18 protein-coding genes are annotated in these 25,933 nt (G+C 48.9%); 11 read left to right on the forward strand and 7 right to left on the reverse strand.

Annotated features, from left to right (window positions below):
* Nucleotides 1-133: 133 nt before the first annotated feature.
* The 3 genes from GS501_RS10135 (at nt 134) to GS501_RS07040 (ending at nt 3,462) form a co-directional block, all read left to right on the forward strand.
* Nucleotides 134-1,372, forward strand: a complete 1,239-nt coding sequence (locus GS501_RS10135; protein WP_160831168.1) for a peptidoglycan DD-metalloendopeptidase family protein — start codon at nt 134-136, stop codon at nt 1,370-1,372.
* A gap of 168 nt (nt 1,373-1,540) precedes the next feature.
* Nucleotides 1,541-2,941, forward strand: coding sequence for a S41 family peptidase (locus GS501_RS07035; protein ID WP_160831169.1), 1,401 nt, complete (start codon nt 1,541-1,543; stop codon nt 2,939-2,941).
* Complete coding sequence (locus GS501_RS07040; RefSeq protein WP_160831170.1) at nt 2,938-3,462, forward strand: RNA pyrophosphohydrolase; 525 nt, start codon at nt 2,938-2,940, stop codon at nt 3,460-3,462. The genes GS501_RS07035 and GS501_RS07040 overlap by 4 nt, the downstream gene beginning before the upstream one ends.
* Here GS501_RS07040 and GS501_RS07045 read toward each other — a convergent pair.
* From GS501_RS07045 to GS501_RS07055, 3 genes are read right to left on the reverse strand one after another with little or no spacing between them, the layout of a single operon-like run.
* Nucleotides 3,420-5,174 carry an ABC transporter ATP-binding protein gene (locus GS501_RS07045; protein WP_160831171.1) on the reverse strand — a complete coding sequence of 585 codons (1,755 nt, stop codon included), beginning with the start codon at nt 5,172-5,174 and terminating at the stop codon, nt 3,420-3,422. The two genes, GS501_RS07040 and GS501_RS07045, sit on opposite strands and share 43 nt — an antisense overlap.
* A 19-nt stretch (nt 5,175-5,193) precedes the next feature.
* Complete coding sequence (locus GS501_RS07050; protein WP_202405349.1) at nt 5,194-6,372, reverse strand: CCA tRNA nucleotidyltransferase; 1,179 nt, start codon at nt 6,370-6,372, stop codon at nt 5,194-5,196.
* A gap of 39 nt (nt 6,373-6,411) precedes the next feature.
* Complete coding sequence (locus tag GS501_RS07055) at nt 6,412-7,056, reverse strand: DUF1285 domain-containing protein (protein ID WP_237442464.1); 645 nt, start codon at nt 7,054-7,056, stop codon at nt 6,412-6,414.
* A 139-nt stretch (nt 7,057-7,195) separates the two neighbouring features.
* Here GS501_RS07055 and GS501_RS07060 point away from each other — a divergent pair, with 139 nt between their 5' ends.
* From GS501_RS07060 to GS501_RS07080, 5 genes are all read left to right on the forward strand, one after another.
* Nucleotides 7,196-8,224 (forward strand): MoxR family ATPase, encoded by a 1,029-nt coding sequence (locus GS501_RS07060; protein ID WP_160831173.1) that lies wholly within the window; start codon nt 7,196-7,198, stop codon nt 8,222-8,224.
* A gap of 21 nt (nt 8,225-8,245) precedes the next feature.
* Nucleotides 8,246-9,142: a DUF58 domain-containing protein gene (locus GS501_RS07065; RefSeq protein ID WP_160831174.1), complete on the forward strand. Its 897-nt coding sequence runs from the start codon at nt 8,246-8,248 to the stop codon at nt 9,140-9,142.
* Entirely contained in the window at nt 9,139-11,898 is a 2,760-nt protein-coding gene (locus tag GS501_RS07070; RefSeq protein ID WP_160831175.1) for a DUF4159 domain-containing protein, read from the forward strand. The genes GS501_RS07065 and GS501_RS07070 overlap by 4 nt, the downstream gene beginning before the upstream one ends.
* Complete coding sequence (locus GS501_RS07075; protein ID WP_160831176.1) at nt 11,898-13,985, forward strand: VWA domain-containing protein; 2,088 nt, start codon at nt 11,898-11,900, stop codon at nt 13,983-13,985. The genes GS501_RS07070 and GS501_RS07075 overlap by 1 nt, the downstream gene beginning before the upstream one ends.
* Before the next feature lie 97 nt (nt 13,986-14,082).
* Nucleotides 14,083-14,805: an ankyrin repeat domain-containing protein gene (locus tag GS501_RS07080; RefSeq protein WP_160831177.1), complete on the forward strand. Its 723-nt coding sequence runs from the start codon at nt 14,083-14,085 to the stop codon at nt 14,803-14,805.
* Between the two features lie 49 nt (nt 14,806-14,854).
* On the opposite strand, the gene GS501_RS07085 is transcribed toward GS501_RS07080, so the two are convergent.
* From GS501_RS07085 to GS501_RS07100, 4 genes are all read right to left on the reverse strand, one after another.
* Nucleotides 14,855-15,940 carry a DNA methyltransferase gene (locus GS501_RS07085; protein ID WP_160831178.1) on the reverse strand — a complete coding sequence of 362 codons (1,086 nt, stop codon included), beginning with the start codon at nt 15,938-15,940 and terminating at the stop codon, nt 14,855-14,857.
* On the reverse strand, nt 15,937-16,578 hold the full coding sequence (locus tag GS501_RS07090; RefSeq protein WP_160831179.1) for a ribonuclease HII: 642 nt from the start codon (nt 16,576-16,578) through the stop codon (nt 15,937-15,939). The genes GS501_RS07085 and GS501_RS07090 overlap by 4 nt, the downstream gene beginning before the upstream one ends.
* 213 nt (nt 16,579-16,791) lie before the next feature.
* A complete protein-coding gene (locus tag GS501_RS07095) occupies nt 16,792-17,508 on the reverse strand; it encodes a DUF4339 domain-containing protein (protein ID WP_160831180.1) in 717 nt (238 codons plus the stop codon).
* A gap of 131 nt (nt 17,509-17,639) precedes the next feature.
* Nucleotides 17,640-17,927, reverse strand: a complete 288-nt coding sequence (locus tag GS501_RS07100; RefSeq protein ID WP_160831181.1) for a CsbD family protein — start codon at nt 17,925-17,927, stop codon at nt 17,640-17,642.
* A 350-nt stretch (nt 17,928-18,277) separates the two neighbouring features.
* Here GS501_RS07100 and GS501_RS07105 point away from each other — a divergent pair, with 350 nt between their 5' ends.
* The 3 genes from GS501_RS07105 to GS501_RS07115 are packed head-to-tail and all read left to right on the forward strand — an operon-like array spanning nt 18,278 to nt 25,920.
* Complete coding sequence (locus tag GS501_RS07105) at nt 18,278-19,471, forward strand: efflux RND transporter periplasmic adaptor subunit (protein WP_160831182.1); 1,194 nt, start codon at nt 18,278-18,280, stop codon at nt 19,469-19,471.
* 36 nt (nt 19,472-19,507) lie between these two features.
* The gene (locus tag GS501_RS07110) at nt 19,508-22,687 is read left to right on the forward strand and encodes an efflux RND transporter permease subunit (RefSeq protein WP_160831183.1); all 3,180 of its coding nucleotides are present in this window, start codon (nt 19,508-19,510) and stop codon (nt 22,685-22,687) included.
* Nucleotides 22,684-25,920, forward strand: a complete 3,237-nt coding sequence (locus GS501_RS07115) for an efflux RND transporter permease subunit (RefSeq protein ID WP_160831184.1) — start codon at nt 22,684-22,686, stop codon at nt 25,918-25,920. The genes GS501_RS07110 and GS501_RS07115 overlap by 4 nt, the downstream gene beginning before the upstream one ends.
* Nucleotides 25,921-25,933: the final 13 nt, after the last annotated feature.

Below are 25,933 nucleotides of genomic sequence, written 5' to 3' on the forward strand. Positions count from 1 at the left end.
CCCTGATCTGGAGCAGCAGATACTAAACCTGTTACTGTGATCTTCTTAGCGATACTGTCTACCACCCTCCTTAGATAGAGGTTCAACACCGTTAACAATGGTAACGTTGCTCTTCTCACCTCTAATACGACGCGTGATAACGCTTGTTATCATAACAGGAAGCCTCTCGGGCGTAGCACTCGGTGATGAAACCTCACCGGCTTTGGCCGCATCCCTAGCCTCACGCCAGGCCCTTCAACAATCTTTACAACGAGAACTTCAACAGCTCAAAGAACGTGAAGCTCAGGCCCAAGACGCCATCAAGCACGCTCGCCTTAGCCAGCACCAGCTCAAACTCGAAAAACTACATCAGCGCCATTTACAACAAGCACTTCTACGCACACAAACTCGCTTAACCTCTCTAACGCGGCTCATTTCTCGTCTTACAGCACATGATTCGTCGCTAGAGCATGAAGAAAATCAGAAAACGATAGAGATGGCGCAGCTCCTTCCTACACTGCAGCAGCTTAATACCGCGCCGGAGACACCCCTTTTACTGCCTTCTGAAACATCTCCTGCTGGACCTGAAAATGACCCTGCTCTCATTTTCCCGCTTTTAACCACACAGATACGCCTCACTCAGCAAAAACTGACGCAACTCGAACATCAACGCCGCACACTGCATCAACGCCAAACACAACTTGATCGCACAAGCCAATACATCGAAAAGCAGCGCCTCTTACAACAGAAACAACAAGCACTCGAAGCATCTCAAAAAGAGCAAATCGAGCGTATGCATCAAGCTGATGAACAAGCCGTATTGCAGGCTCGTTCCTTGCTTGAAAAATCCAGACAAAATATGCAGTCACTCACAAATGCCATTGAACAACTTGCTCGCCGAGAAGAAGCAGAACGCCGCCGTCTCAAAGCGGAAGCCCGGCGCTTGCGACAAGCCCACAAAAAAGCCAAAGCACGCCAAGCCGAACAAGCCGCTCGGAATCTCAGTGCCGGAAACGGTGTGGCTAAAGGACAAGGAGCAGCCCCTGTTCAAGGAACCTTACTCATTCATTGGGGAGAAAACACTGAAGCAGGTCCTTCTACCGGCCTCACCTATCGTACGAACTCAGCCGTCACTGTGAGCGCTCCATGCTCCGGTCGTCTCCTTTTTACCGGTGATTTCCGTTCATTTGGCCCTATGGTCATTTTAGATTGTGGTCATAGTCAGCGTTTTGTTCTTGCCGGATTAGGACAAATTGTCGTGCACTCTGATCAACCTGTGAAACGCAATGCCCTCTTGGGTTATATGCCCAGTCATGGAGGCGATTTGTTTGTTCAATTTCGTCAAGGCTCCCACATTACAAACCCCACACCTTTCTTGACCTCCTCTCCATAGTCTTTTCCCTTTATTTAAAGGGTAATCTCTCTTTCTTTTGGTCTAAGCGCTCTTGGAGGAGTTTCACCTTTTTCAGAAAGACTGTAAGCTAGGCTTACTACATGTCTCTATCACTTACGTTTGATTGATCTGATCTTTCTCCTCTTCCATGGCGAGGATGGCGCTCTTATGAAGTTTAAAACTGGCCTTATGCTGGGTCTTGCTTTTGTAGCTGGCGCGGGTGCCAGCTCCGGTATCTGGTCTACAGGCCTACCTTCTTTTTTCCTTCCCGCAGCGGCACAAGATGGGAAGCCTGAAAAAGACAATAACGCCGAAACGATCCGAATGCTGACTCTTCTCGGCACGGTTATGGATATCGTTCATTCGGAATACGTCCAGCCTATTACCGACAAGAAACTTATCGGAAATGCCCTTGATGGAATGGTAGGCGAACTTGACCCCCATTCCGCCTATATGAATGCTCAGCAACTGCACGATATGCAGGATGAAATTTCTGGGCAATTCGGTGGGCTCGGGCTGCAAGTTCAAGCCGACTCAGGGCATGTCCGCGTTGTGTCACCTATTGATGATACCCCTGGTGCTCGCGCGGGCATCCAGCCAGGTGATGTCATCACCATGGTCAATAATAAAAGCATTGCCGACCTGACACTGGACCAGGCTGTCCGAAAAATGCGCGGCAATCCTGGCACAAAAATAACCTTAACAATTCTACGCCCCAAAACTGGGAAAACTGAAACAATCACGCTTACTCGAGAAATTATTCATACACAGGTTGTCCGCTCCGCCCTCTATGGACGTACAGCCTATCTGCGCCTCACCGAATTTGATGATTCTCTCGAGCGTGAGATGCACAAAGCTTACAATCAACTCCGTAAGAAAATCGCACAAACACCAGAAAAAACCTTTAACGGAGTAATTCTTGATCTCCGTTTCAACCCTGGCGGGAAGCTTGATCAAGCCATTGCCGTCTCCCGTGACTTTATCAAAGAAGGAGAGATCGTCTCCATTCGCGGTCGTCATCCTGAAAATAACCAACATTGGGATGCAAAAGGCACAGACATTACAAATGGTCTGCCCATCATTGTCCTCGTCAATGCTGGCTCCGCTTCAGCCAGTGAGATCGTTTCGGGCGCTCTCAAAGACCATCACCGTGCCATCATTATGGGAGAGCGAACCTTCGGGAAGGGATCCGTACAAACGATTATTCCAATTGCTGATCAAGGTGCTCTTCGCCTTACAACGGCACGTTATTACACACCTTCTGGGCGCTCCATCCAAGGGCTGGGGATCACACCAGATATTGTCGTACAGGCAACGCATGATGACGATAGCGCTTATTCCTATCATGAGTCTGATCTTGCTCATGTGCTCACTAATATCGGAAGCACCACCACCAAAGAGACACTCCGTCAGGACCTTCCTGCGGCTGCTAAGACCATCCCTCATCTTCCACCGGAGAAATGGCCAGCTTACGATCCGAAGAAACCAGAAACGGACTTCCAACTTCAGCAGGCCCTTCACCTTCTCAATATGATGACGACAACTCCCGTAGAAGGAGCACATAAATGACATCAACTTCTGCTCTTCCTTACCGCCCCAATGTTGGCATTGCTCTCTTCAACCCAGAAGGGAAGTTGTTTTTTGCACGACGCGCAGACACGCCAGATAATATCTGGCAATGCCCACAAGGCGGAATTGATGAGGGCGAAACCCCTCATCAAGCTTCTCAACGCGAAATGATGGAAGAAATTGGGATTGGGGCCAATCACGCTACTCTTTTAGGAGAGCGTGAGGATTGGTACTCTTACGACCTTCCTGATCATCTTATTGGCAAAGCTCTCGGGGGACATTTCCGCGGCCAACGCCAGAAATGGTTTGTCTATGGTTTCACCGGACAGGATTCAGATATCCGCCTTGATGTGCAAGATCCCGCCGAGTTCAACACATGGCGCTGGGTCTCCCCTTCTGACATCCTCAGCGGAACCTATAATCTCGGCTTTAAACGCACCGTTTACGAGACCATTCTTCCTGATCTAGAAAAAATTTTTCACGCATCTCCTAAAGACTGGATCCGCACCAAACGCGCATAAAGCCCCTCTTTTTGTAGAAGATCGGCATGCGTGCCGATCTCTACAACACGCCCTTGATCAAGCACGACAATCTGATCGGCCGTTTGCACGGTCGAAAGACGATGAGCGACAATAAGCGTTGTCCGCCCTTGTCTTAGGGCCTGTAATCCTTCTTGGACGCGTACTTCATTTTCAGAATCTAAAGCACTCATCGCTTCATCCAATAAGAGAATACGTGGATTCCGTAACAGAGCCCGCGCCAAGGCTACACGCTGACGTTGCCCTCCTGAAAGACGTTGCCCTCCCACGCCAATACGTGTGTGTATTCCTTCTGGAAGTGCGTCGATAAAATCGAGAGCGGCTGCCCGACAGACATCCTCAACATCTTCATCCGATGCACTGGGGCGCCCAAGGCGAATATTATCCATGACGGACATATCAAACAGTGCCGTTTCTTGGCTGACATAGGCAATATGATCACGCAAACTCGCCAATGTGAGATAACGGAGATCAACGCCCTCTATTGTAATCGCCCCGCTCGTCACATCATGCAGACGTGGAATCAGGGATAAGGCTGTAGACTTACCGGCACCACTTGGCCCAACAATCGCCACGGTTTGGCCCGGCATCACATCTAACGTCACATCATGAAGCCCATGCTGCCCATTCCCATAATGATACGATACATCGCTAAAAGTCAGATGTCCGTCCCCATCGGGTAAAGCCACTGCCCCTTCATGCTCATGAATAGATGACGGTTCATCAATAACCGCAAAAACCCGACTCATCCCAGCCAGACCTTCTTGTAACGCGTGATGCAACGATCCAAGAGCGCGCAACGGACGAGAAGCAGCGAAGAGTGCCGCAATAAAAGCTGTAAAATCGCCTAATGTCGCCCCTCCCATAGCAGCGCGCCATCCAGCAAAACCCAAGACAAAAGCAATGGCAGCTCCCCCAATCACTTCCAACATGGGATCTAACCGAGCCCGGTTACAGGCTATGCGGAGAAACGTATCATGCAGACGGTCTAACTCCCGCCCAATACGCCTATGCTCATGTTTCTCCATCCGATAAATGCGAATTTGCCGTGCTAAGGCGTAGCTTTCATTTAACAATGTCGAGGTATGGCCAACCTGCTCCTGCATCCCACCTGATGCCCGGCGAACACGCTTCCCTAATTTTTGCACTGGAACTGTGGCAAGAGGGTATAAAATGACAGCGATAAGGCTCAGCTCCCAGTCCGTCCAAATCATGGACGCCACCAAACCAATCACCGTCACGACATCACCCAACGCATTAACCGATCGGATGAGAGCCTCACGAATCGTAAGAGCATCACTGGTAAAACGTGCAGCCCACTGTGCAGGGGCTTCGCGTTCAATACGCGCAACGTCCACTTCCAGCGTATGGCAAAACATACGCTCTTGCAGTCCTCTGATAACTTGAAGCACAAGCCCCTGAACAGCAACACTTTGTCCATACTGCGCCAGTGCTTTTAAACTTGTCACAATGACTACAAGAATGGGAACTTGATACAGGATACGCCGGTCATGGGCCGCAAACATGTCGATGGCACGCTTAATTACCAGCGGATAGACCGCCGTCAATAACGCCATAGCGATGGTAAGCCCCAGCACGGCTAAGACACGCCCCCAGTGACGGCTCACCTCCTCTTTCCATATTCGGCGTATCAAAGGAAGGCTGGCGAGGTCCGCGTATTTCTGCTGCTTCATGGGGCAGACTGTAGCAGTCTCACCCTTCCCGCGAAACCTGCTCCTTAAGCCATGTAAGACACATACCGTGGTCTGGGCGACACCCTTCCGCCATCCACCATTGTTGCGCCTTCTTGAGCCACCTCCCCAACTGAGGCCCAGAAGCAAGACCAATCATTAAACCATCACGCCCAGAAAGGGGAAAAACGGGTTGCGGCAATGCCTCAAGCCGTTGGCGCCACTGATCCCATTGCGGATCGGGACCTATAACCGAACGCGCTTGCTGTAACCAGCTCCGTGAAACCAAAAGCGGTAATGACTGCGACGCACGAATTCTTCGTAAATCATCATCAGACGCTGACAGAAATAACTCTGGTTCAGAGCGCGCAAAAGCCTGCAATGCACTGCGCTCCGCATTCGACAGTTTCAACAGTTCACCAACGGAGCGGTCTCCACCGCTTAATACATATAAACGTGGTAACGGTTCTGATGGATGACCCGTTTTAAGCAAATCCTCTAACAGATCTACATGAGGGTGCGGTAAAATTTCCGGCAGAACACCAGCTGACAACATAAGGCGAATCGTACGCCCCACATGTGGGCCACTTAAAATTTTCAGCAACTCAGACGCTACGCGTTCAACGGACAACCGCGTTATGAGGTCACGTTTTTCTGCGATGGCCGCATAAGCGCACGGATCCACCTCTTCATCGCCATAACGTGCTTGAAAACGGAAAAATCGTAACGATCGAAGAGCATCTTCTTCAATACGACTCTCTGCATTCCCGACGAACCTTACTTTATGTGCTTCTAAATCGGTCTTCCCACCGAAATAATCATAAAGAACACCCTCGTGATCAATCGACATAGCATTGATCGTAAAGTCCCGCCGTGCGGCATCTTCTTCCCAGCTATTCGTCCAAACTACGACAGCATGACGCCCGTCTGTTTCTACATCGCGCCGCAACGTCGTTATTTCGTAAGGTTGATGATTGATAACCGCTGTGACCGTCCCATGAGAAAGGCCTGTTGGAACAACCCTTGCCCCTATCTTTTCCAAACGCTCTTGCACATCGTGCGGATGAAGAGGGCTTGCAACATCGACATCACGCACAGCCCTGCCACAAAGAAGGTCGCGCACACATCCTCCAACAAGACGTGCGCTTGGAATGGCATCCCAAATTCTTTGTAAACCCTCATATCCTGAAAGACGAGACAACGATTCCTTTAGAAAGGACGGACTTGTTTCCACGCCGAATTATTCCTCCTCACACAAAGAGGCATCATCATCTTGTGGCAATCGAGAAAGAGGGAAAAAATGCCCTTGGCTCCACACCCCCAAACATGGCCGTCCAGCCACATGCCCTGGCACCGCCAATGCCGCCAACTCAAAGACAACGGCCCGACTAACACGCGCTAAGATGGGCTTTCCACCACTTCCAGAGCGAATATGAACATAAGGCACAGTCCCATCATCTGAAGGACGATCCCAGTCACACACAAGCGGATGTTTATCGCCAACGCAGAGCAATTCATCCATATTGGTCCGCAAACATAAATTTTGTTGCCCATTTGATCCGCTTCTGAAATCAAGCTCTACTGCCAAAAATGGAACATCATCAACGTGAATAATTCCTGATTCTGTCGGCGTCGTTAGCCAATAGCGACCTTGTTCATCTCGATCTATTAATGACGCGAAAAGACACAACATTGCCCTTCGCTTAATTTCTTGTCCTCGATAAAGCCATGTCCCATTGCGACATACATGAAAAGGAAGAAGGCGTTGAGTATACTCACCCCTATGGCGTTCTCCTGCTGAACCCTCCAAAGAAGAAGTTATCCTCCGCATCGCACGATCGCTCAACTCTCCCTCCATCTCCTCAATGACAAAAATGTCATGCATAGCAAACTGGTGACGAAACCCCTTTGATGAAACCCCCCTCCTCGTCATAGAATACAAAAGTCGGGCGATCTTTTAAAAAATCTCCGGCATAAACGCGACTGTCCAGAGACTAATTTCTAACTATAAATCTAGGGTGAGCATGACAGAAGAAAACCATTCCACCACCACGATGACTTCCCTAGAACAGGGCAAGCAAGACATCGCTGAGGTAGATCTCCTTGCCCCAACTTTCCAGGCAGTACGTAAAGCCATTGGACATATCGTGCTGGGACAGAACCATGTCATTGAGCAGGTTCTCATAACCGTGCTGAGTGGTGGGCACGCACTTCTAATGGGAGCTCCAGGACTAGGAAAAACGCTCCTGGTTAATAGCTGTGCCACTGTTATGGGACTTGAAAGTTCGCGTATCCAATTTACGCCTGATCTCATGCCGTCCGACATTACTGGGGCTGAAATTTTAGAACAAAACGAACAGGGGCAACGCCACTTCCGCTTCTTACCGGGCCCTATTTTTGGTCAACTCGTTCTTGCTGACGAAATCAACCGAGCCAGCCCACGGACGCAATCTGCCTTGCTACAAGCCATGGCAGAAAAACAAGTCACTCAAGGTGGAAAGACCTGGACACTCCCCAAACCATTCCATGTTTTGGCAACGCAAAACCCTATTGAGCAGGAAGGCACATATCCCCTCCCAGAAGCTCAGCTTGATCGCTTCATGCTCCGCATTACGCTTGATTTCCCCGACCGGGATTCAGAGAGGCAGATGTTACTTCAAACCACTGGAGATCAAACTCAACCGGCTCCTCGTCTCCTTTCGACAAAAGAACTGATCAACGCGCAGTCCCTTGTAAGACGCCTTCCAATAGGGGAAAAACTTGTTGACGCTATTTTGAACCTTGTGAGAAGTCTACGCCCTCAGGATGGCAGTGCTCCTGCTGACGTCCAACGCGCTATAGACTACGGTCCAGGCCCCCGTGCTGCTCAAACCTTAATGATTGCCACGCGTGCTCGCGCCCTATTGGATGGCCGTCTCTCCCCAAGCCTTGATGACCTCCAGGCTCTGGCGATACCGGTTTTAGCCCATCGACTTGGTCTCAATTTCGCAGCTCAAGCGGACGGCATAACAGCTGAAAGCCTCATTAGCGATCGCCTTGCGGCCCTCTCTTAACCCTAAAGATCAGGCTCTGCTGTGCATATCCCATCTTTTTTCCGCCAGTTACTGAATCCATCAAAGAAACAAGCGGCTTCTTCGGAGCATACATCTTCTTTGCCTGATTTGGTTCTACAGGCCGGAAAATTTGCTTCTCTTTTGGCGCAGGGCCAGCATGGCAGTCAGAGAGCAGGACAAGGAGAAGATTTTTGGCAGTTTCGGCCACACCTACCGCAAGAGCCTGCTTCATCAATTGATTGGAAACAATCAGCACGGTCACCCAACCCCGATACATTATGGGTGCGAGAGCGAGAGCGCCATACGCCTCATACACTCATACTATGGGTGGATCCTTCCGCATCCATGCAATGGCGCTCCTCACCCGATCTCCCAATAAAAAAAGATGAAGCCCTTATGGCGGCACTTACCTTAGGGAAAGCCGCCCTCAATGGCGGGGAGTATGTCGGTGTTTTAGGAAGCAAACGTTGCTATTACGGGGCTCAAAATCTATCACGCCTTGCCCATGACCTTACACATCAACAAAACAACATTCCCGATTTACGGACCACATCACCACGGGCTCAGCTCCTGATCATCAGTGACTTCCTGTGGCCTGAACAAGAAATAAAAAATTTTCTTAATCAATGCCGGCACAGACCAGGAAAAACATTCCTGCTCTGTATCCTAGATCCAGAAGAACGAGATCTTGCTTATTCTGGACATCTTACATTTTCTAGTTTGGAAAACGAAACACCCGTCACTCTTCCTGCCGTTGAAAGTCTCCAAACACACTATCAACAAACGATGGACCACCATTTGAGACAATTTACAGAGGCTCCTTTACAACACATCATGCCTTTTTCACTTCATATGACGAACCATTCGATTAAGCCCGTTCTCTTCGACCTGCACCAGAAATTGGGAGGAAAGCGATGATTTTTCTGGCTCCTTTTCTCCTTCTTGGCCTTATCACGCTCCCGGCATTGTGGTGGCTTGTTCGCGCCACACCACCCAAGCCACGCAAGCAAGAATTTTCTTCTCTTCTCTTACTCCGTCGTCTGCAACCAAAGCGCCACGATGCTGCTCACGCCCCTCTTTGGTTACTCTTGCTCCGCCTAACCGCCGTCGCTCTCATTGTCTTTGCCTTTGCTCAACCCGTTTTCGTATCCCATCGTGATCAAAACACGCCTCAATCATTGGTTATTATTCTTGATGACGGATGGGCGGCTTTCCCTCACTGGCATGAACGCCAGCAGACAGCCTTGACTTTAGGCGCTCAAACCCTCCGCGCAGGGGGACATGTCACCCTCTTCCTTAGCGCCAGGGAAGCCGATGGTCGGTTCCCCCCTCCCTTCACGCCCAGCGATACACTATCCCTTGAGCGCTATGTGCATGAACTTCACCCTCATCCTTGGCCCGTTGACCGCCAAAGTCTTGCTACGCAGCTAACACAATCGGAATATCAGCAGACCATTCCACAAGCGACAGTCGTTATTCTGTCTGACTCTCTGGCTCAGGACCACGACCTCACGTTAAAGACGTCTCTCTCAACGGCTCATCATATTGAGGAAATACGCTGGCCCCGCTGTGATCTCATTCTGCTGCGTCACGACACAACATCACGTGCCCATCTAACTGTCCTTGCCGAAACGCTTCCCCATTGCCCTTCGCGGTCTCTCCCCCTCAATGGTCTGACCCTTGATGAACACGGGCAATTTAACACCATTGCCCATTGGACGCTCCTCAGTAATCACGCACAAAATTTAAACTTACCAGAAGTCCTTGTAGACTCTCTTGATGCGCTCTCCATTCCTGGCGCGCCAGTTCCCGCAGGAATGGATTTATTAAAAAGTGGGCATCATCAACATGTTGTGGGGCTGTTACATCTTAACGGCGATACGGCCCCCCTCGTTGGAAGTGATTTTTATCTAACACAAGCTCTTAACACTATTAGTACGGTCCATAATGACGGCCTCACATCGCTTCTTTCGCACCCATTGTCCCTTCTCATCGCCCCTGACGGCACATTGTCATCAGAGGCAGATCTTTCCCAGACGCTAAAATGGGTGCGTCAAGGCGGTGTACTTGTTCGTTTTGCCGGCACTGAAATGGCTAATCATGACGATTCTGCTCTTTCTCCAACGGCAAAAGCTCTTCTTCCCGTTCCCTTACTCCATGGCACACGCCAATTAGGCGGTGCCATGTCCTGGGGTTCTCCACAGAGCCTTGCACCATTTCCCGTCGCCTCACCTTTCTCTGGAATCACTATCCCAAAAGACGTCACTATATCACGCCAGGTACTCGCCCAACCCACCAGTGACTTGTCAGAGCACACTTGGGCCACATTGGCCGATGGCACCCCGCTTGTCACAGCGCGCCATGAAGGACATGGGCTTGTCATACTGTTCCACATAACGCCTACAGCAGATTGGTCTAACCTTCCTCTATCCGGCCTTTTCCCACAAATGCTGAATCAGCTTATCATCAATGCCCCAACCCTTGCGCAGGATGTGATCCACTCACCAAGCACCACCACAACGTGGCCCGCATGGAAAATACTCTCCCCAGAGGGAACATTAGTTGCCCCCGCATCGTTCGTACAACCACTATCCACTCACACATTACTGCGCGTTGATGAGCACCATCCCGCTGGATTTTATGGAGATGAATCACATGCACGCCCTTTAAATCTGGCCGACGCCTTACCACCACTCCAAGACGAACTGAAACTCGGTCTTGAAGTCTCACCAGATCGCATCACACCAGAACAAGCTCTTTGGCCTTATTTAGGATTATTCGGCCTCTTTATGCTCGCCCTTGATATGGTTCTGTCTTTAAAAAGGCAGGGCGCTTTAAGCCTCACATTGTTCCGCACTCTCAGCATATTATTTGTCATTCACTGCCTTCCAAATGCTTACGCTGATACAACCCACACAGACGTTCCTCAAAGTGCCTTAGATATTCGCCTGGCTTATATTGAAACAGGGGATCCTGACCTCGATTCAGCTGTCCAAGAAGGACTTGAGGGGTTAACGCGTTTTGTCAATCAACGCAGTACTGCCCATCTTGGGTCACCCCTTGGGGTCATTCCTGGTCGTGATGATCTCGCTTTTTATCCACTTATTTACTGGCCGATAACGGCCCATTCTAAAACAAACCCCGCTCAAGATGCCGCTTTAAATGATTATATGAAACATGGCGGTATGCTCCTCATTGATGAAATGGGCGCAGGAAGCTCACTTGATAACAGTGACGGCCAGGCAACCCGCATGGCTTTAAAACGTGTCACGGCTGGGCTTTCTATCCCGCCCCTTGCCATCCTCGGAGATCAACATACACTCTCCCACACTTTTTATCTCTTGCGCGACTACCCGGGCCGCATTGCTGGTCAAACCGTTTATGTGGCACGCTCAGACAACGATGATAGTACTGAAGATGTCAGTCCCGTCATCATAGGCAATGCCGATTGGGCGCACGCCTGGGCCAAAGACTCTAACGGAAATGCCCCCTTTGCCGTCATCCCTGATGGAGAAAGTCAGCGCGCCCTTGCTTACCGCTTTGGCTTCAACGCCGTCATTTACGCCCTGACAGGCAACTACAAGAATGACCAGCGCCACTATCCAGAAATGCTCCATCGCCTCAAAGGCACACAAGATGATAGTCCCTCTTCAGAAAGCGAGGACAGCCCATAATGACATTGGATTGGACCCCCAGCTTCCCGCTCGTGTGGCTTGGCATCATAGCTCTTTTGGTCGTCCTCATAGCCCTTTATAGCCTATGGCGCCGCCTCCCCGGTCTCATCTGGCGCTCTTTAGCTGTCTTACTGATCATAGGGTGGCTCAGTGGGCCACACCTCTTGCACCCGGTTCTGCATCCGCAACCACAAGACGCCTTAATTGTTGTGGATCAATCTCCTTCTATGGAGATCAAAAACCGTCATTCACTCGCAGACCACGCAGCCCGGCAACTCAGTGAACAAGCACAACATCTCCCCAACCTTCACCTGCACTATGTTGATGCCTCCGGGGGGAACGGACGCGGCACCCGCTTATTTGAAACAATTGAACGCGAAGCCCTTAACGTCCCCAATCTCGCAGGCGTCTTTCTATTAACAGATGGGATGAATCACGATACGCCGGCCCAGCTGCCCACAAGCTTAAAAGACAGCTCTGGCCGCATTTTACCACTGCACGTCCTTCTCACGGCCAAAGGTGAAGAAATAGATCGCCGCCTTCGTGTCCTCAGCTCACCCCCCTATGTGCTTCTTGGGCAAGAAGCACATATTCGCCTCCAAGTTGACGACCTCGGCGCATCTCCAGGAAAGCCTGTCGACATCATGGAACATCTCGATGATGGTCGTTCTGTCGTCTTAGCCCATACCGTAACCAATCATCCCGTTGACCTTACTGTCCCCATCACCCATGCGGGCACAACACTCAAAGAAGTTTATGCCACTCCACGCGCCGATGAAGTATCATTGCGCAATAATAGCGTTCTGTTAAAAATTCAGGGCGTTCGTAATCGGTTACGCGTTTTACTAGTCTCAGGGGTTCCTAATCAAGGAGCTCGTGTTTGGCGTCAATTATTAAAGGCCGATCCTTCTGTTGATCTCATCCATTTTACCATTCTACGATCTCCCGAAACAGAAGATGATACCCCTCTCTCTGACCTTGCCTTAATCCCATTCCCAACGCATGAATTATTTGAACAAAAGATAAATAGTTTTGACCTCATCATTCTCGATGGCTTTCGTAATCAGGGCATTTTACCGGAATCCTACTTACGTAACATTAGCCACTATGTCCGCCAGGGAGGAGCACTTCTCGTCACTGCGGGACCAGAACTCACACAGACAGGCAGCCTTCAAGACACACCATTGAGTGACATTCTCCCAGCCCATGTCCCTCCTGACAACGGCGTTGTAACACGTGCATTTCGTCCTCGCCTAACCGCACAGGGGGAAGGACACCCTGTGACAAGTGGCTTACCCCTTAATGGCCCGTGGGGAAAAGAATGGGGACCTTGGTTTCGTTATTTAAAGCCAGATTCCGTCCAAGGTGAAAGTCTTCTCTCCACACCAGATGGAACACCTCTTCTCGTCTTGTCACATCAGGGTCAGGGACGCGTGGCCATGCTCCTCTCTGATCAAATTTGGCTCTGGTCACGAGGCGAGCAAGGAGGCGGCCCTCAAAAAGAACTGCTCCGCCGCCTTGCACACTGGCTCATGAAAGAGCCGGACTTAGAAGAAAATCGTCTCGATGCGCATATTGAGCATAACCAACTCATTGTTGAGCGCCATCTCATAACGCGCTCTCCCCCCTTACAAGCGGATATTATGTCTCCCTCAGGGCAGCATCACTCTCTTACTCTTGTTCCACAAGCCACCTATGGCCTTCTTCGCGGAGTGCTCCCCCTTCCGACGCCCGACACCTATGAAAACCGTATTTGGACCATTCGCCAAAATGCGCTCGTCGCTTTTGCTGCCGCTCCAGAACAAAACCCTCTTGAAGACAGTGACCTTCGTAGTACAGCCAAAATTTTGTCTCCACTCGTCACATCATCACACGGGGGACTTTTCTGGATTGGCACCAATACTCTTCCTACCATTCGCCAAGTTGCCGAAAATACATCTCTCGCTGGCTCTGACTGGGCCGGCCTGCCCATCCATCAAGAAATGCTCAGCGGTGCCAGCAAAACAACCCCACTCCTTCCCGCATGGAGTGTTCTTCTAGGCGTTTTATGCTTGCTCGCTCTTGGCTGGTGGCGTGAGGGACGTTAAGCAAATAGAAAGTTCTGAGTATTAAGATGAAAGCGTTACTGTTTTAATGGCAGCTTGGACTCGCACTTATTGCAAGAGGAGGATATACTTCCCGACTATGCGATTGCTTATTTCTCCTTTGCTCCGTTTGCCGCACTTATTGCTAATAGCGGCATTTGCGACGACCCCTTTTGTCTGGGCACCCTGGCATGCGGCTCATGCGCAATCTGCCTCTGACGAGGCAGAAGCAGAGCAAGAAGCGATGGATGCTCAAAAAAAGGCTGAAGCACGGAAAGCAGCACGCCGTGCTGCCCCTCCGTCAGCCCTCCCAGGAGCTGATGCAGACGACTCTGACTCTGGGCATTCACGCATGGATGTGAACCCAACAGCCGCTCTCTTTGATGCTATTAACCGCGGTTCGCTCGTTGCCGCAAAAGAAGCCCTCAACCGAGGTGCAGACCTAGAGGCACGCAATGTATTGGAACAAACCCCTCTAGATTTAGCCATTGATCTAGGTCGCAACGACATCATGTTCTTACTTCTGTCGTTACGCACTTATAACCCTGATGGTCGTATCATGACGGATGTAAGTCATGGCGATATTTCTCAGGATCATGGCAATGGGCATATTAATGTCAACGCGAAGAATGGTATTTCTGCTATTGCACCAGCAAAACATATCGTGAGTGATGGCGGCCACCCTCAGCCAGAATATGGGTTTTTAGGATTTGGTGCCGAGCCAACACCAGCCACCTATACTCCCCATAGGGCGCCCCCTCACCACATTCAGCGGTCTCGGCGGCACGTCGTCACACGAACAACGCATTCATCAACTAAATAATTCTTCTACTATAGAATATTCCCGGGAAAGAATTTTCCCGGGAATATTTTCAGGCAGTTTGCCGCAACCTATGGCTTTCTTGACGTAACACATCGAGCGGCAGCCACTCTCCTTCACGTTCAAAATGCCAGAAGGTCCAACCATTGCATGACGCTGCATTGGTCAATAAGGCGCCCAACTTGTGAATAGACCCACGATGTTTCCCTGATACGAGGGTTCCATCAGGGGCAACCGTTGCTTTGAGACGACGTTGTCGATCATAAACAACACACCCTGCTGGTAACGTGCCACTTTCAACAAAGGAGCCAAACGGAATACGCGGCATTTCTCGCTTAGCGGGGGTGACCTCCAACTGATCATCTGGAAGACGTAAAACGCCATCCAAACGTTTTTCAGCAGCCTTTACGTAGTCAGGATGCCGCTCAATAGCGAGATAACGGCGCCCTAACCGTTTCGCCACAGCAGGTGTTGTCCCGGTGCCGCAAAAAGGATCAAGGACCAAATCATCAACTGTCGTGGAGGCCAAAAGCACACGATGAAGAAGGCTTTCTGGTTTTTGCGTTGGATGAAGCTTTAAACCATGCTCATTCCGCAAACGTTCATGACCTGTGCAAAGCGGTAAAAACCAGTCAGAGCGCATTTGCAAATCATCATTAAGCGCCTTCATAACTTGGTAATTGAAACGATATTTGCTTTGTGGGCTGCGCGCTGCCCAGATGAGGGTCTCATGAGCATTGGTAAAACGACGACCCCGAAAATTCGGCATGGGATTCGACTTCCGCCATATAATATCATTCAAAATCCAATAACCTAGATCCTGAAGAATAGCACCAAGACGAAATATATTATGATAAGAACCGATAACCCAGATCGTGCCATCTTTATGAAGCACACGACGCGCTTCGCTCAGCCAATTACGCGTAAAATCATCATACGTCTTATAATCAGCAAATTTATCCCATGCATCATCGACCCCATCTACAATCGTCTCATCAGGGCGACGCAACTCTCCACGAAGTTGTAAATTATACGGTGGATCAGCAAAAACACAGTCTACACTTCCATCTGGAAGTGTTTTCATTGTCTCTACACATTCACCACGTAAAATACGATTAAAGGGCATTTCAACAGTCATGCTACGTGACCCTCCCTTGCGACTAAACGACGTATAGGGGCAAAAGCACGCCGATGATGAAGAGTTACCCCCTCAGTTTTAAGACCCATCATATGAATTGCTGTGCCATAACCTGCATTTCGCTCCCATCCATAAATTGGGTAACGCTGTGCCAAGCGCGCCATAAGGCGATCTCTCACAACCTTTGCCAGAATAGAAGCCGCAGCAATTGATAAACTGATCCCATCACCACCAATCACTGTCCTTACAGGGCACGGTAAGGTTGGCGCACGATTACCATCGACCAACGCCAACTGCGGCCATGCACCAAGTTGAACGCGTAAACGCGCTACCGCCCTCTGCATCGCTAGAAGACACGCCCCCCCAATATTCAGTTTATCAATTTCATCTACCGAAGCCGCGCCTAGAGCAAAGCACACATCTGTTGAGGCACATTCTTGCAGTGCCCGAAAAGCCTTCTCACGACGGCGAAACGTCAATTTTTTAGAATCATCAAGCTGAGACGCCAATGATACGGATGGCGGACGGAGAAATACCACAGCCCCTGCCACTACAGGACCCGCTAAAGGACCTCGCCCTACTTCGTCCACGCCCGCTACCAACCCTTCATATTCCATTTCCAGGCTGTAATCTGGCATGCGCAATCCCTCAACGTCTCTACAATAGGGCATCGTCACCCAACGAGTCGGTTCTGAATCACTCCGAGTCGAAAAGAAAGTCTTTTTTTATAAAAAATATGCTGTCAATTATAAAATAAATATTTTTATCCCTATTGCATACAAAAAACCCTCCCGAATGGGAGGGGCATATTCTTCGCGCTGCGATTTAGTATAATATACTATATCGTAACGCTATATACTCATTTGATCATTCCCGTTCGGTGAATCTTTCTCATCCTGTGAAGATGATGGCTTATCTTTATGCGCAGAAGGCGCCTCATGATGCTCTGTCTGAAATGGATTCGAAAAAAGCCAATCTCTTTTCCCATCCATGTCCGAGGGCACTCGAAAGATAAGAGTGCTTATCATCACCAAAATCATCATAGCAATACTACAGGTGACGAGGCCTTTCCCACGCCCTAACCGCTCTCTTCTCATGACGAAATAGCCTGGGAAAAAGAGAAACCACCAAAATGAGGGAGGACGAATACCCGCCATCCCTAACACACGCCGATCCAACGACAGTGACATGAAGAAAATAATGAATATGAAAAATTGTGCCACATACGAAGGCTGCGCATTCCCTTGTATATAGGCGATAACCTGCTCGATGATCGTCAAACCATGCGGCACAAGAAGAAAAATCCACGCCCACAGCGACGGTACTGCAGCGATACTTCTCCCATCCGGCCATGCTTCAGGACCTGGACGGCCATCCATAGCGCCACGAAGACGACCTGGCAAAGATATCATCAACCCTGCCTTAATCGCCGGGCGCCATTGATCTCCGAATTCAGGAGTCCACACTAACGTATGAGGCTGGATACGACGCTGCACAATCAAACGAATTATGTCAGCTCGAGAAACAGGCCCAACCTGCTGACCATCCTGTTCGTAAAACCATTCCATAAGTAACAACCAGGCCTCTTTCGACGCTTTCTATTTCCGGTAAGGGAGCCCTATCACAGCACAGGCCTCCAAAGCGACAACAACGCCCTGGAAGCCCGTCATTAACTTTAACGCAGTTAAAGTGGCTCTTACTAGCTTCGTTTTTTCAACAGAAGACGGCCGATAATAAGCCCGACAACTGATGCAATTGCCAACGAAACAACCGGGCGTTCCTTAATAAAGGAAGCCGCTGCCTCAAGCTTCGTCTCTTCAGCCTCATAAAGATCGGCAAACTCACTGCGAGCCTTCCCTGCCAACTTATCAAGCTTACCACTTGCCTGAGTGCCAACATCACCTGTAAGGCCACCCACAGCATCCTTCACACGGCCTTTTGTTTCATCCAGCAGCCCTTCGGCTTTTGCGCGCGCCGTTTCAACCATGACACTCTCCTTAATTCTTGTTTAGAAATTCCCCAGGGTCAGACAACATCCAACCCTTCACATCAGGTTCAATCCAACTACGTAAAGATATGAAACTCCCCTCTGCAAACTGCAAGGGGCAATTCCATATACCACATAATGGTCACGATTTTCTTTCTAACGGCAGGTCATATACGAAAAAAATCTACCTATCATCAGTTCATCAATGCATGCTTAACTGATCACACCCTAAGAACCGGTTTTATAAAAAGTATTAAGTTAAAAATGTCACGATGACGCTTTATACACTCTCTAACACAGGGCATGTATGAAAGTGATCGGCCCATCTCGGTAAGGAAAAAGCACATATTATGTCTGTCCCTCCTCCTGCCCGTCCTAGACGTAAAAAAAAATGGCTAATTGGCGGAGGGATAGCCCTTCTCATGATCGTCGCGGTTATATGGTCACGATCACATGGTGTTTCTCACAAAGCAGATACACACAAGACAAACGGACTTGAGACAGCTCAAGCTGTTGCCGTTGCGCAAGTGCATCGAGCTGACGTTCCCGTCATTCTTCAACTGCTCGGCACAGTAGTCCCTATCACAAACGTAACGATTACCCCACGCGTGAGCGGACACATTCTCTCAGTATATTACCATGAAGGTCAGCACGTACATAAAGGTGATTTACTCGAGTTGATCGATCCTCGTCCCTATGAAGCAACCCTCCATCAATATGAAGGAACGTTAGAGGCGGATCGTGCTCAGCTTGCTAAAGCTCGGATTGATAATGCCCGTTATCAACGGCTTATCCACCAAAACTCAATCGCAGCTATGACCGCGCGCGATCAGCAATTTACCGTCCAACAGCTTGAAGGACAAATTCAGTTTGATGAAGCCAATGTCCGTAATGCTGAACTCAACGTTATGTATTGCCATATCATCGCGCCAGTGGATGGCCGCGTCGGCATCCGCGCTTTAGATGCAGGAAATTACGTTACGGTAGGGCAATCCGGAGGGCTGACCACGCTGACTCAAATGCAGCCTATATCCGTCATTTTCACACTCCCTCAAAATGACCTACCGGATGTCCAAACACAATTAAGCCAACATGGCTCCCTCAAAGTGGAAGCATGGAGCAGTGATAACGCACAAAAACTTTCTTCCGGCAGTGTAAATGCACTCGATAGTCAAATTGATACTGCAACAGGGACAGTGAGATTACGCGGCATCTTCCCCAACGACGATGAGCGTCTCTTCCCGAACGAATTCGTCAATACACATCTCCTCGTTCAAACCTTACAGCATGTTTTGGTTGTCCCAGGAGAAGCCATACAAACTGGACCAGATGGTAGTTTCCTCTACGTCGTCCAAAGCAATATGACCGTTGCCATCAAAAATATCAAAACTGGATATAGCGATGATACGCAAACCGTTGTTCTTTCAGGCATTTCTGATGGAGAACGTGTCATTACCGATGGAATCAACCATTTAAGACCAGGGAGTAAGGTTTTTATTGCCCCGAGTAGTTCCACCTCTGCCGGTACGCAAAGCACCCCTTGATTGTATCATGTTCCTGACGTTTGAAAGTCCTTCTACGTGAATCCTTCTCGTCTTTTTATCGAACGTCCCGTTGCGACAAGCTTGTTGATGGTCGCGATACTTTTGGCAGGGATTTTAGGCTATCATTTCCTTCCTATTTCAGCCTTGCCACAAGTAGAATACCCAACAATCACGGTCTCTACTTTCTATCCCGGTGCCAGTCCCGATGTAATGAGCACGTCCGTAACGGCTCCTCTCGAGACACAATTAGGGCAGATGGCAGGGCTGGAGCAAATGACATCGCAATCCTCTGGGGGAGCATCTGTCGTTACTCTTCGTTTCGGTTTAGATATGAAAATGGATATCGCCGAACAAGAAGTGCAAGCGGCCATCAATAACGCCACCTCTCTCCTCCCTAGCGATCTCCCTGCCCCTCCAATTTATGCCAAAGTAAACCCGGCTGATACGCCTATTCTCACACTCGGCATTACCTCAAAAACAATGCCACTCCCCGAGGTAGAAGATTATGTTAATACGCGCTTGGAGCAAAAAATAAGCCAAGTTTCTGGGGTTGGGCTGGTAACTCTGTCAGGTGGAAACCGTAAAGCCTATCGCGTTCAGATTAATATTCCTAAACTCACTTCTTACGGTATTGCGCTTGATACCGTTCGAACCATTATTGGTACGATTAATGTCAATTCCCCAACAGGTACGTTTGATGGGCCGCAACATGCGACATCCTTAAGAATTGACGGTCAGATCAAATCTGTTGAACAATTAATGAATCAAGTGATTGCCTATCAAAATGGCGGACCGATCCGTTTACGTGACGTAGGAACCGCTATTGAAGGTGCAGAGAATAATCAACTCGCCGCTTGGTCTAACAATACACCCGCCTTAATTCTTAACGTTCAGCGTCAACCTGGCGCCAATGTCCTCAATGTAGCCGATCATGTTCGTGCCCTCTTACCACGCTTGCGGCAAGATCTTCCCCCAGGAATCGACATCACCCCTCTTACAGATCGAACAACAACCATTCGTGCTTCTGTCAATGACGTAGGGTTTGAACTCGTTTTAGCGATGATTCTCGTCGTTGGGGTTATCTTCCTTTTCCTCTTTAACGTGCCCGCAACAATCATCCCAGGCCTGTCTGTACCTCTCTCGCTGATCGGCACCTTAGCGTTGATGTATATGCTTAATTTTTCTCTCGACAATTTATCTTTGATGTCTCTGACCGTTGCATCGGGCTTTGTTGTTGATGACGCTATTGTGGTTATTGAGAATATTGCGCGTTTTGTTGAAGCTGGAGATGACCGTTATACAGCCGCCCTAAAAGGCGCTCAAGAAATCGGTTTTACCATCATTTCACTCACAGTTTCACTCATTGCCGTACTCATTCCACTGCTCTTTATGAGTGATGTTGTTGGTCGCCTCTTCCATGAATTCGCCATGACTTTGGCCGTGACAATTGTCCTCTCGGCAATTGTTTCCATTACCCTTGTTCCCATGATGTGCGCTCGTATGCTGAGCGAAAAGCGCCACCAAGAGTCCTCAACGCCTCCAAAAGGCTGGCGTCGCCTTCCCCATATCGTTAATCGCATTCTAGCTCGTGTCCTTGCACTCTATGCACGCGGACTGGATGTTGTCTTACGGCATCAACCACTGACACTTATCGTAACACTTGGCACCATCGCCCTAACGGGCCTCCTTGCATGGACCATCCCAAAAGGATTCTTCCCACGGCAAGACACAGGTGTCATTCAGGGGATTTCTTCCATGAACCCCAATATTTCATTTGAAGGAATGGCCAATCGGCAAACAGCCTTGGGCGCAAAACTTTTAGCTGACCCTGATGTCACAAGTCTCTCCTCTTTTATTGGGGTTGATGGGCAGAATATGACGCTCAATGTTGGGCGTTTTCTCATTAATCTTAAACCTAAAGAGCAACGAAGCGCTGATCTCGATACGATTCTAAAACGTCTTTCGACTGTCAGTCATGAGGTGACAGGAACTCAGCTTTACACACAGCCAGTTCAAGATCTTTCATTAGATTCCACAGTCTCAGCCATGCAGTATCAATTCATTCTTGAAACACCAGACTATGATGATTTTAACATTTGGGTGCCTAAATTTCTTGATGCTCTTAAGGGGGAGCCCTCTCTGGACGGTGTAACCTCCGACCTTCAAGCTGGCGGTCTCACAGCTATGATTACGCTCGATCGTACCAATGGAGCCCGCTACTCCATCACACCGCAGACGATTGATAATCTTCTTTATGACAGCTTTGGCCAACGCCAGGTTTCAACGATTTATACTCAATCCAATCAATACCGTGTCATTTTGGAAGCAGAACCTTCTTTTCAAAAAAGTGAAAGTAGTCTTTCACAACTTTATCTTCCTGGAATCTCTTCTTCAGCAGGCGGAAGCACCTCTGGACCTAGCCGCCAACCAACATCTGGGCTCGTTCCCCTCAATCAAGTCACCGTGCTGTCTCGCACATTATCTCCGCTCCTTATCACACATTACGGGCAATTCCCCGCAACAACCATTTCTTTCAACGTCGCACCTGGTCATGCTCTGGGTGATGCAACACGCGCTGTTGAACAAGCAAGCCATAGGATTAGTCTTCCTGCTTCATTCCAAACCGCTTTCCAAGGGACGGCAGCGGCCTTCCAAACATCTCTCGGCCACGAGCTCGCCCTTGTGATTGCAGCCATCGTAGCTGTCTACATTGTACTCGGCATACTTTACGAGAGTTTCATTCATCCCATTACAATTCTCTCAACACTCCCCTCTGCGGCCATTGGAGCCTTATTAGGCCTCTATGCCTTCGATATGCCTCTCGATATTATGGGCATTATCGGAATTGTTCTGCTCATTGGTATCGTTAAGAAAAATGCAATCATGATGATTGATTTTGCTCTTAATGCTGAGCGCAATGAAGGGAGCTCCCCTCTCGACGCTATTCGTCAGGCTGCCTTATTACGCTTTCGCCCTATTCTGATGACAACCTTAGCGGCATTATTTGGTGCGCTTCCCCTCGTTCTGAGTAGTGGAACAGGTTCCGAATTAAGACGCCCTCTTGGTATCGCTATTGTCTTTGGTCTTTCGCTCTCTCAACTTCTGACATTATTCACGACCCCCGTCATTTACCTTTTCATGAATCATTGTTCTGAAACGGTACGTTCTTGGTGGCGCCGTTTGTCATCTCATACATCATCATCTGACGCATTATGAAGCTCGTTCGCTTCTTTGTTCTCCGGCCTGTTGGGACAACGCTCATGGCGCTTGCCATGTTCTTGGCAGGGTGCCTGGGCTATACTCAGCTCCCCGTTTCTGACCTCCCCAATGTTGATTTCCCAGTTATTATGGTCATGGCGAATCAACCTGGGGGAGCGCCATCAGAAATCGCCAGCACAATTGCCGCTCCCCTTGAACGACATTTAGGGGCCATTGCAGGCATTCGAGAAATCACATCAGAATCTACCGTTAACCAGACACGTATTCTGTTACAATTCGACCTGTCACGCGACATTAACGGCGCAGCTCGCGATGTACAATCCGCTTTACGGGCCTCAAGACAAGACCTTCCCACAACGTTACGCAGTGACCCTAATTATATCAAGGCCAACTCCAATGGCCCACCCATTATGGTGCTCACACTCACCTCAACAACACGCACCCCACAACAACTCTATGACATGGCCAGCAACATTTTACTTCCAGGACTTAGCCAAGTTCAGGGGGTTGGAAATGTTGATCTCAAAGGCAGCTCTCTTCCGGCAGTCCGTGTTGAACTCAATCCACTTCGTCTTTTCCGATATGGTATTGGATTTGAAGATATCCGGGCAGCCTTAGCCTCAGCCAACGCCCATACCCCAAAAGGTTTCTTACAAATTAATGGCCAACGCATGATTTTGGCCACAAATGACCAAGCCACCAAAGCAGAAGATTACCACGATCTCGTTATTGCATACCGCAATTCACGTCCCATAAAACTCTCCGATATTGCTGATATTCGCAACGGTGCTGAAGACCTTCGTCAAGCAGGTTATGTCAACGGACAACCAGATATCATTTGTACAATCTACCCACAAAGTGGTGCAAATATCATCAAAACGACCGATGCACTCAAAGCACGCCTCCCTGAACTCCGCACAGCTCTTCCCAATAACACGCATCTAGATCTCCGTTTAGATCGTTCTACGATGATCCGTGCATCCCTTGCTGACACACAAACAACCCTTATTCTGGCTGTTATTTTAGTAATCTTCGTTGTCTTATTCTTTCTTCGTAATATTTCTATTACACTTATTCCCGCGATTGTTGTCCCTCTTTCGATCATTACAACTTTCGGGATTATGCAACTTTTAGGGTACCAGCTTGATATCATGTCTTTGATGGCTCTAACCATCGTGACAGGTTTTGTTGTGGATGATGCCATTGTCGTCATTGAAAATATATCACGCTATTTAGAAATGGGATATTCCTCCCAAGACGCTGCTATTCATGGTGCCGGAGAGGTGACCTTTACGGTTATTTCCATCACGCTCTCTCTCATGGTCGTTTTTACCCCTATCTTACTCATGGATGGTATTTCAGGATTGTTTTTCCATGAATTTGCCATGACCATTATATGTGCCTTAGGTGTTTCTCTGATCTTATCCTTAAGCCTGACCCCTATGCTCAGCGCTTTATGGCTCTCCTCTCCTCCTTCCCACACAAAAACCTCAGGTTTCTGGTTTCTTATTGATCAGAAATTTGAGCATATTTTCACTGCATTCACTCGTGGATATGCTCGTTCTTTGACGAACATTTTACGTTATCCGAAATTAGTTATCCTCTCTCTTCCTCTAAGCCTTATTCTCGCCGCGCTTCTCTTTCAAACATTGCCTAAAGAGCTCTTTCCCCAAGAGGATCAAGGCATGCTCATGGGGCGCCTCGTAGCCGACCAGTCTATTTCTTTTCATGCATTACAACTCATGACACAACATGTTGAACGCCGTATTTCGCGCGATCCCGATGTAGAAAGTGTCATTGGTGGACTTGGTAAACGGTCAGCAAATTCTGTTAATCTTTTCATTACGCTGAAGCCTCGTGACCAACGCCAAGATGATATCTCTGTAACCATACAGCGATTAAATCGTCTTTTCCGCCATCAAGCGGGTGCCAGTCTACGTTTACGCTTACCTAGTCTTATTGGCGGTGGCGCACGCTCAACCGATGGAGCTTACCAATATAGTTTACAGGGAAGTTCAGCCGAAGAACTCTATGAATGGACACCACGTATCGTCAAAGCGCTCTCAGCTCTCCCCATGATCAGCGACGTTACTTCTGATGTAGAACAAAATGGGCGTGGGATTACCCTTTTTATCAATCGTGACGTAGAGGCTCGCTATAAAATTACCCCTCAATTGATCGGGAATGCCCTCTATGACGCCTTCGGGCAACGTTCCGCATCGGTTATCTACGGATCACTTAACCAATACCGTGTCATCATGGAAGCCGCTCCTCAATATTGGGCCAATCCTGCATTTCTCAATCAAATGTGGGTGAGCGTCACCGGAGGAACTGCTAATGGTGGTAATGCCTCTAACAATATTCGAGTAAGACAAACCGAAAAAGCTCCAACAATATTGTCCCAAAGCCAGCTTTCTTACCAAAATGCAATGGCCAATGCGCTTGCTGGAGGGAAATCAGCCTCTAGCGGTGCCGCCGTTACAACCCAAAGCGACCCTATGGTTTCCTTTAATCAATTAGGTAAGCTCAAAGAGGTCAATGAACCTCTTGCGGTGAATCATCAGGGACAATTCGTTGCTACAACGATTTCTTTTAACCTAACTCCTGGTTCTGCTCTTGGCCCGGCCATCCAAGCAGTACAAGGTGCTATTGTTAGCCTTCATTTACCCCGGTCTATCCATGGCGATTTTGCGGGAAATGCTGCAACATTGAAAAAAACAGTCGGACAAGAACCTCTCCTGATTATGGCCGCATTATTTTCCATTTATGTTGTTCTCGGCATTCTTTACGAAAGTTTGACACACCCTCTTACCATTCTTTCAACCCTTCCTTCAGCTGGCGTTGGTGCTCTCTTAACCCTGGCCATCTTTCATGAGCCCTTCTCGCTCTTAACACTCATCGGAATTCTTCTCCTGATCGGAATTGTCAAAAAAAATGCCATTATGCTCGTCGATTTTGCCATTACGGCCCAAAGAAAAGGCGCCTCAGCTTCTGAAGCCATCATAAAAGCCAGCGAACTACGCTTCCGTCCCATTTTGATGACCTCTCTTGCCGCTGCTTTAGGGGCAGTGCCTCTCCTCATAGGTGGCGGTGATGGAAGTGAAATGCGTTATCCACTTGGTCTTTCTATTCTCGGCGGGCTTTGCCTCAGTCAGCTTCTCACGCTTTACACAACACCGGTTGTTTATCTTTATCTAGACAAACTGAGCCACCGGTTATCCCCGAATTAACATCCGTTAATCG

The sequence above is a fragment of the Saccharibacter sp. 17.LH.SD genome (assembly GCF_009834805.1).
Classification (GTDB): Bacteria; Pseudomonadota; Alphaproteobacteria; order Acetobacterales; family Acetobacteraceae; genus Saccharibacter.

Coding starts and splice junctions, on each gene's coding strand:
- GS501_RS07045 (WP_160831171.1), bottom strand. CDS start 5,174: ATGAAGCAGCAGAAATACGCGGACCTCGCCAGCCTTCCTTTGATACGC.
- GS501_RS07055 (WP_237442464.1), bottom strand. CDS start 7,056: ATGCATGACATTTTTGTCATTGAGGAGATGGAGGGAGAGTTGAGCGAT.
- GS501_RS07080 (WP_160831177.1), top strand. CDS start 14,083: ATGCGATTGCTTATTTCTCCTTTGCTCCGTTTGCCGCACTTATTGCTA.
- GS501_RS07100 (WP_160831181.1), bottom strand. CDS start 17,927: ATGGTTGAAACGGCGCGCGCAAAAGCCGAAGGGCTGCTGGATGAAACA.
- GS501_RS07085 (WP_160831178.1), bottom strand. CDS start 15,940: ATGACTGTTGAAATGCCCTTTAATCGTATTTTACGTGGTGAATGTGTA.
- GS501_RS07090 (WP_160831179.1), bottom strand. CDS start 16,578: ATGCCAGATTACAGCCTGGAAATGGAATATGAAGGGTTGGTAGCGGGC.
- GS501_RS07035 (WP_160831169.1), top strand. CDS start 1,541: ATGAAGTTTAAAACTGGCCTTATGCTGGGTCTTGCTTTTGTAGCTGGC.
- GS501_RS07070 (WP_160831175.1), top strand. CDS start 9,139: ATGATTTTTCTGGCTCCTTTTCTCCTTCTTGGCCTTATCACGCTCCCG.
- GS501_RS07105 (WP_160831182.1), top strand. CDS start 18,278: ATGTCTGTCCCTCCTCCTGCCCGTCCTAGACGTAAAAAAAAATGGCTA.
- GS501_RS07095 (WP_160831180.1), bottom strand. CDS start 17,508: ATGGAATGGTTTTACGAACAGGATGGTCAGCAGGTTGGGCCTGTTTCT.
- GS501_RS07075 (WP_160831176.1), top strand. CDS start 11,898: ATGACATTGGATTGGACCCCCAGCTTCCCGCTCGTGTGGCTTGGCATC.
- GS501_RS07115 (WP_160831184.1), top strand. CDS start 22,684: ATGAAGCTCGTTCGCTTCTTTGTTCTCCGGCCTGTTGGGACAACGCTC.
- GS501_RS07040 (WP_160831170.1), top strand. CDS start 2,938: ATGACATCAACTTCTGCTCTTCCTTACCGCCCCAATGTTGGCATTGCT.
- GS501_RS07060 (WP_160831173.1), top strand. CDS start 7,196: ATGACAGAAGAAAACCATTCCACCACCACGATGACTTCCCTAGAACAG.